We start from the raw sequence: 16,936 nt of genomic DNA on the forward strand, positions 1-16,936 counted from the left end.
TTCCGATCCTCACCTACCACACCAAATCACTCGACGCCCAGCAGTTGCTGGCCAAGCGTGTACTGGATGTGGTTGGCGCCTTGGTGGGGCTTCTGGTGACCGGACTTCTGCTTCCCTTCATCGCCCTGGCGATCAAGCTCAATTCGCCGGGATCGGTATTCTTTGCCCAAAAACGGGTCGGCGAGGGAGGGCGCATCTTCTGCTGCTGGAAATTCCGGACGATGGACGACGGAGCGGAAAAGAAAAAAAGGAAGCTTCTCGACCGAAACGAGATGTCTGGTGCCATCTTCAAGATCAGGAACGATCCGCGGGTCACGCGGGTCGGGAAGTTTCTGCGCCGGACCAGCCTGGATGAGCTTCCTCAGTTCTGGAACGTCCTTAAGGGGGAGATGAGCCTGGTTGGAACGCGCCCGCCCACGCGCTCGGAAGTTCGGAAATATCAGAACTGGCACCGCCGACGCATCAGCATCAAGCCTGGCCTTACGGGGATGTGGCAGGTCAGTGGCCGCAACGCTATTGAGGACTTCGACGAGATCGTCCGCCTCGACTTGTACTACATCGACAACTGGAGCCTCTGGCTCGATCTCAAACTCATCCTGAAAACCATCAAGGTCGTCCTGACCCAGCGGGGGAGTTGTTGATGACTGGTCAAAAGGGCCACGCCCGACCTCAAAGCTGTACCTCTTCGAAATGCATCTACCGGGTATTTTGTAGCAGTTGCGTCCGCTTCATGGTCATCCTCCCGGGTTAACCATGAACCGGACAAACCTTGTGCTTCAAGTCAGGACAGTTTATTTGCTCGTGGCAGAGGCCAGAAAAACCATTGACAACCATCCTGCCTCTCCCTATAATCCAGCCTGTTTTTGCGGGAATAACTCAGTGGTAGAGTGTCAGCTTCCCAAGCTGAAGGTCGCGGGTTCGAATCCCGTTTCCCGCTCCAGTAACTGCGAGCCCCGATTCCTGCCAGGAATCGGGGCTTAGTTGTTTGCCTTTGCCCTTTCGGGTTTGCTGCCGGTAGGTTAAACTACAGTCAGACCCCCAGATGGATGCACGATGACCGAAACCGGGAGTGTAAAACTGCTCAAGATCAAGTGTCCGCGCTGCGGCACCCTGACGAACTGGCAGGGGAACCCCGATCGGCCGTTTTGTTCGCCGCGGTGCCGGCAAATCGACCTCGGTCACTGGGCCGACGAAACCTATCGTATCCCTGCGGGAAGCGCGCCGTCGGAGGACGAGGAGGACGCGGACCGAAAGGATGAGGAATAAACCCGACCGCGAAAGGAATCCGGATGTATCGTTTGACCATTCATACCCACTTCGCCGCCGCCCACAACCTGATCAACTATCAGGGGGATTGCGAGAACCTGCACGGCCACAACTGGAAGGTGGAGGTAACGGTCTCTGCCCGGCAGCTCGACAAGGCGGGACTGGGGATCGATTTCAAGATCCTCAAGCTCGAGACCAAACGGATGCTCGACCGTCTCGACCACAAGTACCTGAACGAGCTTCCGTTCTTTCAGGAGATCAGCCCATCCTCGGAGAACATCGCCCGGTTCCTCTACGAGCAGCTCGGGACCGTCTTCAATACCGACAACATCCGGGTCGAGAAGGTCAACGTCTGGGAATCCGACTATGCCTGCGCCAGCTACAGTGAAGAGTGAGGCCCAACTGATCGAGGTTTTCTCCTCGATCCAGGGGGAAGGGCTGCTGGTCGGCTGCCGGCAGATCTTTGTCCGCATGGCGCTATGCAACCTGGCCTGCGGCTACTGCGACACCCCTTATGCCCCGCAGCCCGACTGCCGCATCGAGGACGCTCCAGCCTCGGGCATTTTCCGCAACGTCCCTAACCCGGTGGCGCTGGAGACCCTGTACAACATCCTCCACACATGGAACTGCCTGCTGCCCGGACTGCACCATTCCATCAGCCTGACCGGCGGCGAGCCTCTGGTCCAGGCGGATGTGCTGCTCGAATGGCTCCCCGCCCTGCAGAAGATTCTTCCCGTCAGTCTGGAAACCAATGGCACCCTGCCGGCAGCGCTCGAACCGCTGCTGCCGGTGATCGACTGGATATCGATGGACATCAAGCTCCCCTCCCAGAGCGGCTGTCCCACCCCCTGGCAGGAGCATTGCAATTTTCTCGCCCTGGCCCGAGAGAAGGAGTGCCAGGTCAAGGTGGTCGTCGGCGAGGAGACCGAAAAGCGCGAGGTCGAGGCCGCCGCCCGGATGGTCGAGGATGTCGCCGCCGAGGTGCCGCTGATCCTGCAGCCGGTGACCCGCGAGGGGGTGATCGCCATCTCGCCGCGCGCCCTGATCGACCTGCACACAGCCGCCGCCCGCTTCCATCCGGCGACCCGGGTGATTCCCCAGACCCACCGATTCATCGGACTACTCTAATTCACTTTATCAGACTTGCTTGAAGGTCAAACCTTGAATTGAACGCAGATGACTTCGGATAATTCGGATGAAACCAGAAAGACAGATCAATGCCTAATGAGATTTGATCTGCGTGAATCCGCATTTATCTGCGTTCGCAAAAGGTTTTTCGGTTGAACAAAGAACGGAGTTCTTATTGTGATCATCGAAGAGATGACCATGAATGAATTCGCCGCGGGGCTGGAGCGCACCCGGACCGTCCTCATCCCCTTTGGTGCGACCGAGGAGCACGGGCCGCACCTGCCGCTCGCCACCGACACCCTGCACGCCATTGCCGTCGGCCGCCGGTTGTCTGAGTGTCGGCCGATCTTCATCGCACCGCCGGTCCCCTACGGTGTCTGCCGCTCGACCGCCGATCATCCGGGGACCCTCTCCATCAGCACGGCCACCCTGCGCGCTCTGGCCATTGACATCGTCGCCGCGCTCTACCGCCAGGGGCTGCGCAATTTCATCCTTCTCACAGGCCATGCGGGCGGCACCCACACTTCGACGCTCGTCGATGCCGGCGAGGAACTGCTGCAGCGCTATGACGATATCCGGATTGCGGTGCTGACGGAATACATGCTGGCGGCGCGAGAGGGGCGGGGGATCATCGAAACGCCGGACGACTCTCATGCCGGGGAGATCGAAACGTCACGGATGCTGCACATGCATCCGCAACTGGTGAAAGGAAGTGCGGAGCGCGAATATCCGCAGTTTCCGTTGGGCATGCTGGTGCGCGACAAGCGGCGCTACTGGCCGAACGGCGTTTGGGGAGACCCGACCCTGGCCACGGCGGAGAAGGGGGCACGGCTCGAGGAGGCCGTGGTCGGCGCCTTGGAGCGACTGATCGAACGGCTTGAAGAGGGAGAGGAATAAGCAGGGTATTTGGTTGCAGAGACGCCCCGGTTTGGCATCTGAAACGGGTCACCGACCCGCCTCTACCTTTTTTTGATTGCCTTGTTCAGTTCTTCGACCAGTCTTTCCACGTTCACATGGTGCACGCCGGCGCCGTGCTCAACCGCTTCGAATTCGGCGATCTGGCACTCCATGCAGTCGAGTCCGAACCTGCGGAAAACCTCGACGGTTTCCGGGTACTTGCGAATCACGTCCTCAATGGTCATATCCCGAGTGATCATGGCTGCCTCCTGGGCGGGCTTCCACCGCCGAATTTCTTCTCCAGTGCCTCTTTGACCGCCGGCGGAACGAAGGTGTCGATCGGCCCCCTGAGCGAGGCGACCTCCTTGACGATCGACGAACTCAGGTAACCGTAGGGCACCGAAGTCATCATGAAGAGAGTTTCCACCTGTTCCTGAACCGTGTGATTCATCTGCGCGATCTGGAATTCATACTCGAAGTCGGAAACCGCCCGCAGTCCGCGCAGGATAACCCGGGCCCCGCGCGAGGCCACGTAGTCGACCAGGAGTCCGTCGAAAGTGTCGACCTGCAGCCGCGGGTTGTCGCCCACCGTCCGGCGAATCATCTCCAGTCTCTCTTCAGTGCTGAAGAGACCCTTTTTTTCCGAATTCTTCGCTACCGCCACGATCAGTAGATCAAAAACTTCAAGCCCTCGCTGGATGATGTCGAGATGACCGTTGGTGATGGGATCGAACGATCCCGGATAGACGGCGATGTGTTTTTTCATCAGGTCACGCCTCTGCTTCGGAGTAGGAGAACAGGTGGACCGCAGTCGAACCGTAATGCCGCCGGTCGATGCGTACGAAGGAACCGATGGTTCCCGGCAACTCCTCCCGGCGATCGGTCTCGGCGCAGATCAGTCCATCGGGAGCGAGCAGGCCGAGTTCGGCGAGGGCGATCAGCACCGGCGGCACCAGCCCCTGACCGTAAGGAGGGTCGAGAAAGACCAGTTCGAAAAGGCTGGCGCCCAGTCGGGGGAGCGCCTTCAGCACGTCGGAGTGGATGAAGGTGGCCCGTTCCTGCATGGCGCACGCCCGGATGTTGGCGGGAATGACCCGGGCGGACTGCAGTCCCTGGTCGATCAGGACCGCCGTTGCTGCCCCGCGGCTCAGCGCCTCGAGTGCAAGGGCGCCGCTGCCGGCAAAGAGATCGAGGACGCGCAATCCGTTGAGTGACCCGAACCGGCTGACCAGTACGCTGAACAGGGCTTCGCGCACCCGATCGGGGGTCGGCCGGATGTCGCCGCCATGCAGGGAAGAGAGCTGTTTGCCTCGGGCCGAACCGCTGATGATGCGCACGCCGTTCTCCTCTTCAGCCGGCTCGGCAGAAACTGGCCGAAGTGGCGGAAATTCCCGAAAAAACTAGCACAACGCCTACCATGCGTCAAGGACTTAAAGGCGCGCCTTGAGAGCAGATTCGAAGTTGCGGCCGGCGCCGATTACAGGTACATTATGCTGGTTCGCACACTGTCTGGGCAGCGAAATGCCGTCTCGCCTGGTTGCACCGATTCCTTCTGCAGCGTCAGCTCCAGCCATCTTCGGAGACCTCATGGAACGACCCGATCTCGCCCCGTTCGCCGCCCGCAGCAGCGCCAGTCTGGGGCGCCGTTACGATGAGCTTTTCAAGGATGAGCGGCCGGCCTATGAGCGGGATCGCGACCGCATCATCCACTGCGCTGCCTTTCGACGCCTCGAGTACAAGACCCAGGTCTTCGTCAACCATGAAGGGGATTATTACCGCACCCGGCTCACCCATTCCCTGGAGGTGGCGCAGATCGCCCGCGGCATCGCCCGCAACCTGCACCTTAACGAAGACCTCGCCGAGACTTTGTCGCTGGCCCACGACCTTGGCCACACCCCCTTCGGGCACACCGGCGAGGAAGTGCTCAACCGGTTGATGGCCGATTTTGGCGGTTTCGAGCATAACCTCCAGTCACTGCGCATCGTCGACGAGCTCGAGGAGCGTTATCCCGGCTTCTGCGGCCTCAACTTGACCTTCGAGGCCCGCGAGGGAATCATCAAACACTCCTCCGAGTATGATCATCCGGGCCGCGCCGACCTGACCGATTTTCTGCCCGATCAGCGTCCCGTCCTCGAGGCCCAGATCATCGACCTGGCCGACGAGATCGCCTACAACAACCATGACATCGACGACGGTCTGAAGGCCGGCTTCATCACCCTTGAAGAACTTTCAGATGTCGAACTGTGGCGGGAAACCCATGCGCTGGTCGCCGGCAAGTATCCCGGCCTCGACCGCGAGCGGCATATCTGCCAGACCATCAGCCACCTGATCGGCCGTCTCATCGACGACCTGGTCACCACCACCCGCGCCGGCATTGAACAGCACGCCGTCGGCAACCTCGAGGCGGTTCGCTGCCACCCTACGCGCCTGGTCGCACTCAGTCATGAAATGAGCCGCAAAAACAAGGACCTTAAGTTGTTTCTTCATAAACAACTTTATCATCACTACAAGGTCGAGCGGATGCGGGTCAAGGCCGAGCGATTCCTGACGCTCCTTTTCGAAAGCTACCTTCGAACGCCCTCTCTGCTGCCGCTTTCCTATCACAGAAAATTCGAGCTGTTCGGCCGCGAGCGGGTGATCTGCGACTATCTTGCCGGCATGACCGACCGCTACGCCCTGGACGAGTACAAGCGCCTCTTCGAGCCTTACGAACGGGTCTGATGCGCTCCCCCCGTTTGACAGGGGAGACTGTCGGGGTACTGTTTATGCAACCGCCAGCCAACCTTCCGGAACGGCCATGAAAGGAATCGGAAACAGCACTTGTCGCTTCCCGGAAAGGCCGATCGCCTTCAGGGTTATCGTGGTTTATCTGTTGGCCGGCTGTTTGTGGATTCTGCTCTCCGACCGCCTGCTCGGTCTGTTGACGACCGACCCGATTCTGCTTAGCCGGTTGCAGACCTACAAAGGGTGGCTCTTCATCTTCGTCACCGCCTGGCTTCTCTACGCCCTGGTCCGTCGGTATGTCAAGAAATTGCACACGAGCGAGGAGGCGCGTCTTCTCCAGGCCTGCTACGATCCTCTGACCGGTCTGGCCAATGAGCGACTTTTTCACGAGCAACTCGTTGCGGCCATAACCGACGCCCGGCTACGGACGCGGGAACTGGAGGTGCTCTATCTTGATTTCGACCGTTTCCGGACATTGGTCCGGGCCGTCGGCCACTCGGCGGGGCGGGAATTGCTGCAGGCCGTCGGCAGCCGACTCGCCGGCTGCCTGGGGAAGGAAGAGACCCTCGCCCATGTGGGCGGCGACGAGTTCATCTGTCTCGCCCTGAATGTCGAACGCCCCGAGCAGCCGTTAGGAATCGCCTCCAGGCTGCTCGATGCCCTCAAGGATCCGTTTACCTGTTACGGTCAGCCGGTGCATCTGACGGCCAGCCTCGGCATCGCCATCTATCCCTATGACGGTGAGGACGCCGATACGCTCCTGCGCCATGCCAATGCCGCCATGTGCCGGGCCAAAGAACTCGGCGGCAATCACTTCCAGTTCTATTTCCCGCAGCTCGGCGAGTATTCGCTCAGTCCCCTGATCCTGGAAAACCATCTGCGCAAGGCTCTCGACAGCGAAGAATTCATCCTGCGTTATCAGCCCCAGCTCGACCTTGACACTAACCTGGTTGGCGGTATGGAGGTACTTGTCAGTTGGAAGCATCCGGAGCATCCGGGACTTTCCCCGGCGGAGTTCATTCCGCTGGCGGAGCAGACGGGCCTGATCCAGCCGATTGGGGAGTGGGTCCTGCGGGTCGCCTGCACCCAGAATCTTGCCTGGCAGAATGCCGGACTCCCCCCTCTGCGGATGGCTGTAAATGTTTCGGCCCGGCAGTTCTACGGGACAAATCTGGTTGATCTGGTCCAGAGCGTTCTGTCCGAAACGGGACTTGCTCCCGAGTGGCTGGAGCTGGAAATCACCGAGTCTCTGCTGCTGCAGGACATCGACGAAGCGATTACCATCCTCAAGCGGCTGAAAACGATCGGCGTTGGCATCGCCATCGACGATTTTGGTACCGGCTATTCTTCGCTCAGCTACCTCAAGCAATTGCCGGTCGACACGCTCAAGCTCGATCGCTCTTTCGTCATCGGGCTGCCGCACAACCCGGACGATGCCGCCATCGCCGCTGCGGTCATCGCTATGGCGCACGTGTTGGAACTCCAGGTAGTGGCGGAAGGGGTGGAGCGGGAAGATCAGCGGGAATTTCTGCAGGCAAAGGGCTGCGACAAGATCCAGGGATTTCTCTGCAGCCCGCCGCTGCCGGCCGAGGAGTTCGGCCGGCTGTGGCGACAGGAGAAGGGGGAGGGAGCGGTCAGGGGAGGTTGATTTTCCGACCCTCGCCTTGCCGGAAAAGCAGAATGGTTTTGCCGAGCACCTGGGCAACGGTCGAACCGGTCTTCTCGGCCAGGATTGGCGCTGCCTCCCGGCGGTCGAGCGGGCACCCTTCCTGAAGCTTAACCTTGATCAGTTCGTGCGTCGCCAGGGCTTCTTCGAGGGAGGCGAGGACGGCGTCGCTGAGTGCTTCCTTGCCGATCATGACGACCGGCTGAAGATGATGGCCGAGGCCGCGCAGGAAGCGGACCTGCTTGCCGGTCAATTGCTGCATCTGTTTTCTCCTTGTGGGTATGGTGAGTCGGAAGTCAGGGATTATAGCGGCAATTGCGGCGGCAGAAAAGAAAAAGGTGGGTGAGCCCTATCTTCGGGCAGGATCTTTTTTGCACGATTCCACCATAAAGCGCACCGCCTCCCCGATCTGCACGTCGCTCAGGTTGCGGTCGCCGCCCCGCGGCGGATGCACCCCCTGATTCCCCTGGTAGCCTTTGATGGCGTTTCGAACCAGGTTGTTTAGGCCGGTGGGGATGCGTACTTTCCAGGCTTCCCGGTCGCCAAGTTTCGGGGCGCCGGAAATCCCCTTGTCGTGACAGCGGACGCAGACCCGACGGTAGACCGTCTCTCCCTCTGCCAGCACGCTTTTCCGCCCGTCACCGGTCAGGGCCTCGGTGGTGGGCGGCAGCTCGCTTTCCCTGGGCCGGGTCGACGGCGGATCCTCCCGAGGTTCACCGACTGCTGGTGTGGTAACGAGGAGCAGCAGTACGACCTTCAGTAGAAGGGAGCGGGTCATCGAGATTCTCCGAGGCCGGCAGTTAGCGGCTCTGAATGACCATGTAGCGAACGGCGGCCTCGACCTCGGCGTTTGAGAGACCGGGGGCACCGCCTTTGGGCGGCATGACCCCCTTGTCGCCGGTGAAGCCCTTGATGGCGTGGTTGAACAGGGTCTGCATCCCCTTGGCGATCAGGGGATTCCAGGTTTCCTGGTCGCCGATCTTCGGAGCGCCTGCGATCCCCGGGCCGTGACAGGCGACGCAGACCTTGTTGAACACTAATTCCCCATCGGGTTCTGCGGCGGTTTCGATCGGTATTTTGCCGGCCATCCCGCCGGACATCTGGACTGACGTGTCCCCGGTTATCGCCGCCGCCTGCTGCGTCGGGGTCTGAACGGGCCGGATCGTCTGGACCGGTTCGTTCCTGAACTTTTCTTTCGGCGTGGTCGCTTCCTGCTGCTGGCTGCAGGCAGGCAGCAGCACATTCAAGCAGAGAACAGCAGCCAGCATGCGATTGATCGGTTTCATCTTCATGGTTGGTTCTCAGCAGATAAAGATTGCGGGTTAACTTAAATGATTACCGTACCGGCGACGGAATGCAAGGTGGCAGACATTGACGCAGTGGTGAAGTTACGGCTGGCAGTGGCAATTGCGGGGCCGGCATGTGTGCAGGGAGGAGAGAGAAGCATGAGCGTTCGAATGGCTATGCCGTGCGAAAACAGCGGCGGCCGCATCGTCTTCGCCGCGGTCGGCACGACCCTCGAGTTCTGATCTCGCTTGGCAGCCTGTTACGGCGCCGCCACACTGAATTCTACCCGGTTGCCGCCGGTTCCCGCCCTTTCTGCCGACTGGAAGACGTCGACCTGCTTCTGGAATATCCGTTCCGATGGCACTCCCTCAGTCTCGACCAGGAAACTGCGCACTGCAGCTCCCCTCCCCCAGGCGAGCGCCTTGAGCTCTGTCTCTCCCACTGCGGAATTGGCCAGGATCAATTTGCGCATCTCGGCGTCGGGGAGGCTTTTGGACAGGCCGATGAAATTGCGGGGTTTGGGAAAATCCGCTTTTTTGTAGACTGCCTCCAGGTATTTCGTCTCTTCCTCCGGAGCAATCTGAATTGCCTCGGCAGTCGCTCCGGGCGCCAATTCACCGCTCTTCACCAGGTCGAGGTACTTTTCCCGCCGCATTCTTTGTGCCAGCAATTCCTCGCGATATCCTTCGGGGTCCCGCTCACGATCGGCATAACCCATTACTTCTAGCTTCAGGGCCGGACGGTCCTTGAGCGCCGAAGCCAATTTTGCGAGTTTTTCCTGCTCGGGCCCGGAAAGGCGGACCGATCCGTAGGGAAAGGATATGAAGCTGAATTCCTCGACGCCGCCGAACGTCGAGGTGAGCAGGGCGATCGGTGAGGTCGCGGCCTTGACCAGCAGATTTTTCAGGACCTGCCAGACCAGACCCCAGATGCTGAATTGCGGATCGTCGGTGCGGCCGGTGACCGGCAGATCGAGATGGATCTCCCCTTTGCGGTCCTTGAGCAGGGCGATGGCGAGGCGTACCGGAAGACTGGTGGCGTCTTCGCTTTCGACGGGCTCGCCGAAAGTGAATTGATCGAGGAAGATGCGGTTGCGGCTCTCCAGTCGGTGGTTCTCGATATGATAGTCAAGGTCGAGGAAGAGTTTCCCCTTCTCCACGAGATAGCCCAGGTAGCGGCCAGTGTAGGGGCTCGCCGGCGACAGCTCGATGTCGGAGACGCGTACCTTGAGATCGAGGTACAGGCTCTCGCGAAGCGGGTCGACGAAGCCGGTAATGCTCAGCGGCGACTCGTTCCGGAGATTGCCGCGCAGGTCGACCTCGGCCGGCTTTCCCCTTGCCGTGGACATATTGCCGATCCTGCCGCCCAGGTTGAGCATCTGGACCTGGTAAATGGGGCTCATGTGCCGGTCGGTGAAGTCGATGGTTCCCTTCTGGAGAGTGAAGGCATCGATGGCAATATCCGGCTGCTGGGCAGACTCTGGTTCGAATTCCGCCGTGGATGCCGGGGAGGGGGGAGTTTCATCGCCGGCACCGCCGCCAAAAGCGCGCTGCAGATTGATGGAGCCGTCGGGGTTGATGATCACTCTGGCCCGAAAGTCGTTCAAGGCGACTTCGCCGATGTGCAGCGCGAGGGGGGAGAGGGTGAGCTGCACTTTATCGAGCTGCAGGCTTTCCCAGAGCAGCAGATCGTCGCCGGAGAGAGTCTCTGTGGCATAGAAGTCATGCACGCCAAGGCTGCCGTCGATTTTCCCGCTCAGGCCGGACTTGGCCTCCTGCAGTTCGAAGTTGAGACCGGCGTCGAGGTCGGCGGAGACCAACCCCACGTGGAAGTTTTCCGGCAGGTAGGGATTGACGCCGATCAGGGGGATGCTCCGCAGGCGGAGCCGCCCGGTGATGTCGAGGGGAACGGCCCGGCCGGCAGCGGAGAGGTCGAGCACCCCGCGCCTGCCATAGGCGGCGCTCGCGGTGAACGAGTCGAAGGCCGGGCCGGGAGAATGCAGCCCGGCCAGATCGAGAGCGATGTTGCGCAGGATAAAAGCTGGCTGTTCCGGCAGCATCCCGTCGGTGAAGGCGACATTGAAGCCGGCTGCGGAGATCCGGCCGATCCGCCAGGAAAATGGTCTCTCCTCTGTTTCTTCCGGAGGTTGATCGGCGGTGGGAGCCGCTCGCTGCAGGGAGAGGGGAGAGAGAGCGCCATCGGCATCGCGAGAGAATCGCAGCTCCCCGCTTTCCACCTGGACCGTGCCGATCTCGGCTCGCCGCTCGCCGCTGTCAACGGCGATGCCGCCGACGGCAAGGCGTTTCAGGCGCATACCGTCACCGCCACCGAAGGCGAGGGTGAAATCGCGCAGGGTGAACGTGCCGTTTCTCAGTCGCACCGCGCCCTCTGCACCCAGTTCAACCTCGGCGGCGGCGTTCAGGGTGCCGGCGGGGGGACGGGGGAGGGCGGCAGCGAGGTAGGGGAAGTAGGGTTCCAGCGGGAGCCCCGCCGCCTCGATCTTGATGGCGGCGGCAAGGGGCTGAAAGGCAAAACTGCCCGAGATGGCGATGGTCTCGCCTCGTTCCGATTCAAGAGCAAGGTTGAAAGGGCTGTTCTTGCCGGCATCGGTATCGAAGTCCTGCAGGTCGAAGCTGATCTCCTTGAGTTCGGTGGCAAAACCGTCATCGGGAAGCTCGTCGCGAAAGTGCAACATGCCGGCACGCATGCGGATGCTGCCGATTGTTACCTGCGGCGCACTGCCGGTGGCCTTCTCCTCGGTTTCGGCCGCGACGGCGCTGCTGACACCCGTGTCGGATGTGAGCCTTTGGTAGTTCCAGCCCCCCTGACGGTTGCGGTTGAGGGTCACTTCGAGCCCGTAGATGATGATTTCCTTCAGGTCGATTCGGCCGGAAAACGGCTCGGATCCGGCCAGGTTCACTTTGCCCAGGGGCAGGAAGCAAAGAGGAGCCCCGCTCCGCTCGCTCAGTTTCAAGCCGGTGAGGGTGACATCCCCGGTCAGCGCAACCTGCGGACCGGCATCACGAGTCACCCGGTAGCTTATTTTCAGGTCGGTGGAGAGATGCCCGGTTTCGGTTCGTATCGGCAGTTGGGCCGGCAGATAGGCGGCGTATTCGGGGAGGTCGAGGTTGACTATGTTGATGTCGACCGTCGCTTCGACGGCGTCGGCAAAGGGCTTGAGCTTCCCCTCAAAAGTGAAAGGTGCGTCGTTGACCGAGGCGCTCAAATGAGGCGAGACGTATTCGTCGGCGAGATAGGCGACGTTGCCAACGAAAGGGACGGCAAGTTGCAGATCGCGCACGCGGTGCTGTGCGGCCGGCATTACCGCCTGGTCGATGAATTCGATGGAACCGTCGGCAACAGTGATGTTGTTGAGCGAAAAACGCAGCGGCTCTCTCTCTTCGCCCGTCGGTTGCGGCGGCCCCTCGCTGCCGAGGGCGAGGAGATCGGAGAAGTTGTAGACATTGGCGGCGGTCCGCACCAGGCGCACCGACGGTCTCTCCAGGCGTAACTCTTTGACGATCAGTGCCCGTTCCATCAGCGAACGGGCGCTCAAATTGAGGCGCAATCGTTCGAAAGCGACGAAGGGGAGGGTGTCGGGATCGGCGAGGGCGAAGCCGTGAATCTCGATGGAAAGGGTGAGGGGATTGATTCTGATCCGCTCGATTGTCAGGGTGCGTTCGGTACGGGCGGCGACCCACTGGACCACCCGGTCGCGGACGATGTCCGGACCAGCCAGGACGATGAGCGCGAGAAGTGCAGCAACGGCCACCGCGGTTGCAGCCGCAACGCGTTTCCATCTTTTCATGAGGGCTCCCGGCGGGGCTTGTAATAGCGGATTTGCTTTTATTCTAGCAGTTTATTCGCTGCTCGCAGTTCCGAGGCAGGAATCCGGCTGCTTTCAAGGTACGCCTGAAGGGAGGGCGGCGGTTACTCCCGGGGCGTGGGAAAGGGTATGATAATAACAAACATAACGGCCTTTGCGGAGGTTTTCCGATGCCTACTCGCGCCGACCTGGCCAGAATCCATATCGCAAAAAAGGAGTTGGGGCTCGACGACGCCACATATCGCGGAGTTCTCCGGGATCGCTACCGCAAGGAGTCGGCGGCGTATCTAACCCCATGGGAGGCCACCGACCTCATCGAACTGTTCCGGCAGAAAGGGTGGAGGCCCGTCTCCTTTGGACAGCTAGGCCTGATACATGTTCTGTGGCGCAAACTCGAGGCTGCCGGTGTACTCGAACATGGCGGGGAGGAGGCACTGACGGGCTTTGTTGAGCACGCCACCGGCAAAAGCGGCCTGCGCCGGCTCACTGTGCGCGAGGCAAGCCGGGTAATCGAGATGTTGAAGAAGTGGCTGGAGCGGGCCGAGGGAGAGGGCGCGAGGCATTGACAGGGGGAAGGGAGACGCGTATTGTAAGTGGCCTTATTTCATGTGTTGATTCGGCAGGTTGGGATGGAATTCGGCCGGCGGCAGAAAAGATTTAAAGAAAGCACTCTGATCCATGCTTCTCCACTGCACCCAGAAACTCGCCGCCAGGCTCGCGGATGTTTCCCCCGCGCCGCTTGTCGAAAAAAGTCCCCTTGGCAGCTGGCACGCCAATCTCTACCAGATCGACCGGCGGCAGTGCGTGCTTTTCTGCCATGACGATACCCGTTACATGCTCTTTCTGCCGGGGCTGAAAAAGCAGCATTTCGAGAATCTGGGCCGGTTGCATCGGGATATCTTCCTGATGAGCCTGGCCGTCCACGGCGTGCCGGATGCCAAAATCATGCGGGTCGGAGTGGCTCTCGGGCCGGTTGTCTTCGATCGCGCCACCGACCGCTCGGTCCTCTCTTCCATGAATATTGCCATCGGCGACCTGGATGCCTATCTAGATGGAGTCGCCAACCTGCTGGAACTTGATCCGGCGGCTACCGCCTTACATCTCAACAAGCGTCCCGTGACCGTCAGGGGCGCATGGCACTGGCCGGGCCGGGAAATGTTGGGGCAGGTGGCAAAACTGTGACTTGGGCACGAGGGGAGGGTTGCCTCCCCTTATTTCAATGCAAAGGAAAACCATGAAAGGACGTACAATTCGCAGTTTCATTTACCACGGTGACCTGTGGCCGCTGGTTGATTTCTGGGCTGCCGAGACCGGTTTCGGTTTGCTGCATGGCGAGACATCCCGCCGCGTCTATCGGAAAGGCAAATGGTTCCTCATGGCCCCGGCATTTCTTGAGATTCGTCGCGAGCAGGGCAGGGTGACGATCGAAACCTGGGTCAAGGCAGATTTGTTCCTGGTGCTCAGTATTTTGAAGGGGAAAAAGCCCGAAACCGGAATCGAATCGGGTGGATTGACTGCCTCAGTGCCGCGGAAGCGGGCGCGGGAAGCTGTTAATCTATTGCTCAGGAGGTTGAACCAGAAACCGATTGCCTGAATCTCTTCAGTCCGCATAGGGGGGAGGTCCCCCTTTTGCCAACCAACTTCATAAGGAGCTCTTATGCCCACTGCAACCGCCCGACACATCCTCGTGGCCACCGAAGCCGAATGCCTGCAGCTCAAAGCCGAAATCGAAGCCGGCGCCGATTTTGCCGAGGTGGCCAGGAACAGCTCCTCCTGTCCTTCGCGCATGCGGGGCGGCGATCTTGGGGCCTTCGTCCCGGGGCAGATGGTCAGGGAATTCGACGAAGTTGTCTTCTCCGGCGAGGTGGGCAAGGTGCTGGGTCCGGTCAAGACACAGTTCGGCTATCATCTGATTGAGATCACCAAACGCTGGTAGCGGAGGTCTCAGGAAATAAATTCTTTTTAAATTCAAATATTTTTGTGCGTATAAAGAGATTTTACTTTAACGAATTGACGCAACAAACCTGACAAGGAGGACGCCATGGACAACCGCTACATCATGACCGCCTTTGGCCAGGACCGGCCGGGGATCGTCGCCGACGTGACCAAGCTGCTGTTCGAAAACGGCTGCAACCTCGAAGAGACCACCATGACCCTGCTGGCAGACGAGTTCACCCTCATTCTGCTCTTCACCTGCCAGAACCGGGATGTCGAGGAGTTGCTGCAGCGTGAGTGCCGCCGGCTGGAGCGGGACAAGGACATCTCTGCCTTCCTGCGGCCGCTGCAGAAACGCCAGACGGCGAAGCGCGGCGACTTCGCTTCCTGCGTGCTGCACGTCGAGGGGGAGGACCAGGCGGGGATCGTCTACAAGGTCAGCCAGTACCTGGCTGAGCACGGCCTGAACATCTGCAATCTGCAATCGACTGTCAAGGCCTCCCCGGATAGCGGCAGCGCCATCTATATGATGGACATCCACATCCAGGTTCCCGAGGGAGTCTTGATGGAGGACGTGGAAGTCGGGCTGTCGGCGGTCGCCGACGAGCTGCATGTCGACATCAGCCTCTCCAGGTAGCAGACCGCCGGGGGCGGCTCGACGAACTGGTTTTCGGCTGCTACGTATTCATTCTGTCGGCAGGAGATAACCCCCGGACGACTGGACGTTTTTCGAAAATTTATCGGCCCCTTTTGCTATAATGGACTTAGAAGAGAAGATTTAATTCATCGGACTCGCTGGTGGTGTTGGATGAGTGACCCGGGTATTTCTCGGGTCGGGGCAAAAAAAGTAGATCAGTACTCTTCTCCTAGGAAGCCAGGTTCTCTGTGAACACCACTAACGAGGCGGTTTTTCCCAGGGAGAAGCATCATGAGACGACTGGCCCTTTTGCTTGCCATGCTGTGTTGGGCCGTGTTCGGGTTCGCTACCGCCCAAGGGCAGGAATATGGCGTGCCTCTCGACGGGTCCGAGCAGAAGGCGATGACAGAAACCTTCCAGTACGCTCTGGAGAACAACAAGACCAATGAGGCAGCCGCCTGGGTGAACCCGGATACCGCCCGCTCCGGCACTCTGGTGCCGCTCAGAACCTTCCAGAATGCCGATGGTCAATATTGCCGGGAATACGTTACCACCATCGTCATCGGCGGAGAAGAACAGCAGGCTTACGGAACGGCCTGCCGGCAGCCGGACGGTTCCTGGCAGATCGTGTCCGAGGGGACGTCGGCTGAATACCAGCAGGTTGTCGAAAAAAACTACTACGTTTACCCGTACGGCTATCCGGACTGGTATTATCGTTATCCGTATTACGCGTGGGATTTCTACTATCCCAGCATCTTCTTCAGCTTCGATATCGTCCACTTCAGCGGACACCGTCATTTCCATGGGCACCACTTCCATGGAACCAAGCATTTCCATGGGACGAAGCACTTCCACGGAACGAGGCAGTTCCGGGACAGCAGACAGTTCCAGGGTACGACGCAGTTTGAGGGAAGGAAGCAGTTCCGGGACAGCAGACAGTCCCAGGGTACGACGCAGTTTCAGGGAAGGAAGCAGTTCCGGGACAACAGGCAGTTCCAGGGTACGACGCAGTTTCAGGGCGGCAAGCAGTTCCGGGACAGCAGACAGTCCCTGGGCACGACGCAGTTCCGGGACAGCAGACAGTTCCGGGGCACGACGCAGTTCCAAGGCGGCAAGCAGTTCCAGGGACAGCGGTCGCACTTTGGCGGTCAGCACTTCAAGGGAAGCCAACGCTTTGACAACTCCGGCAGCGGGAACAGGGGCGGACGCGGTGGAGGGGGCGGACGCCGTTAGCGTCGCGGTCGGATAAAGAAGGTGGCTGTCCTTGGGTAACGTAAAGGTCAGATGATGCCGAGAAGACGTGATTACCTGTTCTTTGTCGTCGTCGGCGTCATGCTGACCTTTCTTTTGTTTACCACATTACAGAGTGAACCTGTAAAAGTTCCCCGGGACGATACTCATCGTTCCCTGTTGGATACGGTAGCGCAGGGCGGCAGCCGGGAAGATGCAGAAAAGCAGTGTCCCGCCTGCCATGGGCCGCAGGACGTTCCATTGTCCGCGAAGCACCCCCCCAAGGAGCAATGCCTGATCTGCCACAAGCAGCAGCTGTAGCCGATTCGAGGAGTCACGC

Annotated in this window: 22 protein-coding genes and 1 tRNA gene; 16 read left to right on the forward strand and 7 right to left on the reverse strand. The window is 60.0% G+C overall.

The annotated features are described in order from the left end of the window. The 6 genes from VD811_07515 to VD811_07540 form a co-directional block, all read left to right on the forward strand. Positions 1–641: sugar transferase (locus tag VD811_07515; GenBank protein ID HXV20818.1), on the forward strand; the 641-nt coding region annotated here is incomplete at its 5' end. Between the two features lie 224 nt (positions 642–865). Then, a tRNA-Gly gene (locus VD811_07520) sits at positions 866–940 on the forward strand. Positions 941–1,053: 113 nt separating this feature from the next. Continuing rightward, positions 1,054–1,266, forward strand: coding sequence for a DNA gyrase inhibitor YacG (locus tag VD811_07525; GenBank protein ID HXV20819.1), 213 nt, complete (start codon positions 1,054–1,056; stop codon positions 1,264–1,266). 23 nt (positions 1,267–1,289) lie between these two features. Next, positions 1,290–1,661, forward strand: a complete 372-nt coding sequence (gene queD / locus VD811_07530; GenBank protein HXV20820.1) for a 6-carboxytetrahydropterin synthase QueD — start codon at positions 1,290–1,292, stop codon at positions 1,659–1,661. After that, on the forward strand, positions 1,633–2,394 hold the full coding sequence (locus VD811_07535; protein ID HXV20821.1) for a 7-carboxy-7-deazaguanine synthase QueE: 762 nt from the start codon (positions 1,633–1,635) through the stop codon (positions 2,392–2,394). The genes queD and VD811_07535 overlap by 29 nt, the downstream gene beginning before the upstream one ends. Positions 2,395–2,592: 198 nt before the next feature. Then, positions 2,593–3,291 carry a creatininase family protein gene (locus tag VD811_07540; protein HXV20822.1) on the forward strand — a complete coding sequence of 233 codons (699 nt, stop codon included), beginning with the start codon at positions 2,593–2,595 and terminating at the stop codon, positions 3,289–3,291. A 62-nt stretch (positions 3,292–3,353) separates the two neighbouring features. Here VD811_07540 and VD811_07545 read toward each other — a convergent pair whose 3' ends face one another. The 3 genes from VD811_07545 to rsmD are packed head-to-tail and all read right to left on the reverse strand — an operon-like array spanning position 3,354 to position 4,628. Next, a complete protein-coding gene (locus VD811_07545) occupies positions 3,354–3,551 on the reverse strand; it encodes a DUF1858 domain-containing protein (GenBank protein HXV20823.1) in 198 nt (65 codons plus the stop codon). Further along, the gene (gene coaD, locus VD811_07550) at positions 3,548–4,057 is read right to left on the reverse strand and encodes a pantetheine-phosphate adenylyltransferase (GenBank protein ID HXV20824.1); all 510 of its coding nucleotides are present in this window, start codon (positions 4,055–4,057) and stop codon (positions 3,548–3,550) included. The genes VD811_07545 and coaD overlap by 4 nt, the downstream gene beginning before the upstream one ends. 4 nt (positions 4,058–4,061) lie before the next feature. Beyond that, a complete protein-coding gene (rsmD, locus tag VD811_07555) occupies positions 4,062–4,628 on the reverse strand; it encodes a 16S rRNA (guanine(966)-N(2))-methyltransferase RsmD (protein HXV20825.1) in 567 nt (188 codons plus the stop codon). A 250-nt stretch (positions 4,629–4,878) separates the two neighbouring features. Between rsmD and VD811_07560 the strand changes: the two genes are divergently transcribed. Both VD811_07560 and VD811_07565 read left to right on the forward strand, forming a co-directional pair. Further along, a complete protein-coding gene (locus VD811_07560; protein HXV20826.1) occupies positions 4,879–6,012 on the forward strand; it encodes a deoxyguanosinetriphosphate triphosphohydrolase in 1,134 nt (377 codons plus the stop codon). A 76-nt stretch (positions 6,013–6,088) separates the two neighbouring features. Next, the gene (locus VD811_07565; GenBank protein HXV20827.1) at positions 6,089–7,663 is read left to right on the forward strand and encodes an EAL domain-containing protein; all 1,575 of its coding nucleotides are present in this window, start codon (positions 6,089–6,091) and stop codon (positions 7,661–7,663) included. Here VD811_07565 and yhbY read toward each other — a convergent pair. From yhbY to VD811_07580, 3 genes are all read right to left on the reverse strand, one after another. Next, positions 7,650–7,943 (reverse strand): ribosome assembly RNA-binding protein YhbY, encoded by a 294-nt coding sequence (yhbY, locus tag VD811_07570; GenBank protein ID HXV20828.1) that lies wholly within the window; start codon positions 7,941–7,943, stop codon positions 7,650–7,652. The two genes, VD811_07565 and yhbY, sit on opposite strands and share 14 nt — an antisense overlap. Positions 7,944–8,030: 87 nt before the next feature. After that, the gene (locus VD811_07575) at positions 8,031–8,459 is read right to left on the reverse strand and encodes a c-type cytochrome (GenBank protein ID HXV20829.1); all 429 of its coding nucleotides are present in this window, start codon (positions 8,457–8,459) and stop codon (positions 8,031–8,033) included. A 22-nt stretch (positions 8,460–8,481) separates the two neighbouring features. Then, the gene (locus VD811_07580) at positions 8,482–8,973 is read right to left on the reverse strand and encodes a c-type cytochrome (protein ID HXV20830.1); all 492 of its coding nucleotides are present in this window, start codon (positions 8,971–8,973) and stop codon (positions 8,482–8,484) included. Positions 8,974–9,042: 69 nt separating this feature from the next. Here VD811_07580 and VD811_07585 point away from each other — a divergent pair, with 69 nt between their 5' ends. After that, on the forward strand, positions 9,043–9,210 hold the full coding sequence (locus tag VD811_07585) for a hypothetical protein (protein ID HXV20831.1): 168 nt from the start codon (positions 9,043–9,045) through the stop codon (positions 9,208–9,210). Between the two features lie 17 nt (positions 9,211–9,227). Here the strand turns inward: VD811_07585 and VD811_07590 are convergent, their stop codons facing one another. Next, positions 9,228–12,776: a DUF748 domain-containing protein gene (locus VD811_07590; GenBank protein ID HXV20832.1), complete on the reverse strand. Its 3,549-nt coding sequence runs from the start codon at positions 12,774–12,776 to the stop codon at positions 9,228–9,230. A 188-nt stretch (positions 12,777–12,964) separates the two neighbouring features. Here VD811_07590 and VD811_07595 point away from each other — a divergent pair, with 188 nt between their 5' ends. The 7 genes from VD811_07595 (at position 12,965) to VD811_07625 (ending at position 16,917) form a co-directional block, all read left to right on the forward strand. After that, positions 12,965–13,360, forward strand: a complete 396-nt coding sequence (locus VD811_07595) for a regulatory protein GemA (GenBank protein HXV20833.1) — start codon at positions 12,965–12,967, stop codon at positions 13,358–13,360. Between the two features lie 112 nt (positions 13,361–13,472). Beyond that, positions 13,473–13,976 carry a hypothetical protein gene (locus VD811_07600; protein HXV20834.1) on the forward strand — a complete coding sequence of 168 codons (504 nt, stop codon included), beginning with the start codon at positions 13,473–13,475 and terminating at the stop codon, positions 13,974–13,976. Between the two features lie 52 nt (positions 13,977–14,028). Then, positions 14,029–14,388, forward strand: a complete 360-nt coding sequence (locus VD811_07605) for a hypothetical protein (GenBank protein HXV20835.1) — start codon at positions 14,029–14,031, stop codon at positions 14,386–14,388. A 63-nt stretch (positions 14,389–14,451) separates the two neighbouring features. After that, positions 14,452–14,730, forward strand: a complete 279-nt coding sequence (locus tag VD811_07610; GenBank protein ID HXV20836.1) for a peptidylprolyl isomerase — start codon at positions 14,452–14,454, stop codon at positions 14,728–14,730. A 105-nt stretch (positions 14,731–14,835) separates the two neighbouring features. After that, a complete protein-coding gene (locus VD811_07615; protein HXV20837.1) occupies positions 14,836–15,366 on the forward strand; it encodes an ACT domain-containing protein in 531 nt (176 codons plus the stop codon). A 291-nt stretch (positions 15,367–15,657) separates the two neighbouring features. Then, the gene (locus tag VD811_07620; protein ID HXV20838.1) at positions 15,658–16,599 is read left to right on the forward strand and encodes an RT0821/Lpp0805 family surface protein; all 942 of its coding nucleotides are present in this window, start codon (positions 15,658–15,660) and stop codon (positions 16,597–16,599) included. Between the two features lie 51 nt (positions 16,600–16,650). After that, positions 16,651–16,917 (forward strand): hypothetical protein, encoded by a 267-nt coding sequence (locus tag VD811_07625; protein ID HXV20839.1) that lies wholly within the window; start codon positions 16,651–16,653, stop codon positions 16,915–16,917. Positions 16,918–16,936 lie beyond the last annotated feature (19 nt).

The organism is Desulfuromonadales bacterium (assembly GCA_035620395.1).
GTDB lineage: Bacteria > Desulfobacterota > Desulfuromonadia > Desulfuromonadales > DASPGW01 > DASPGW01.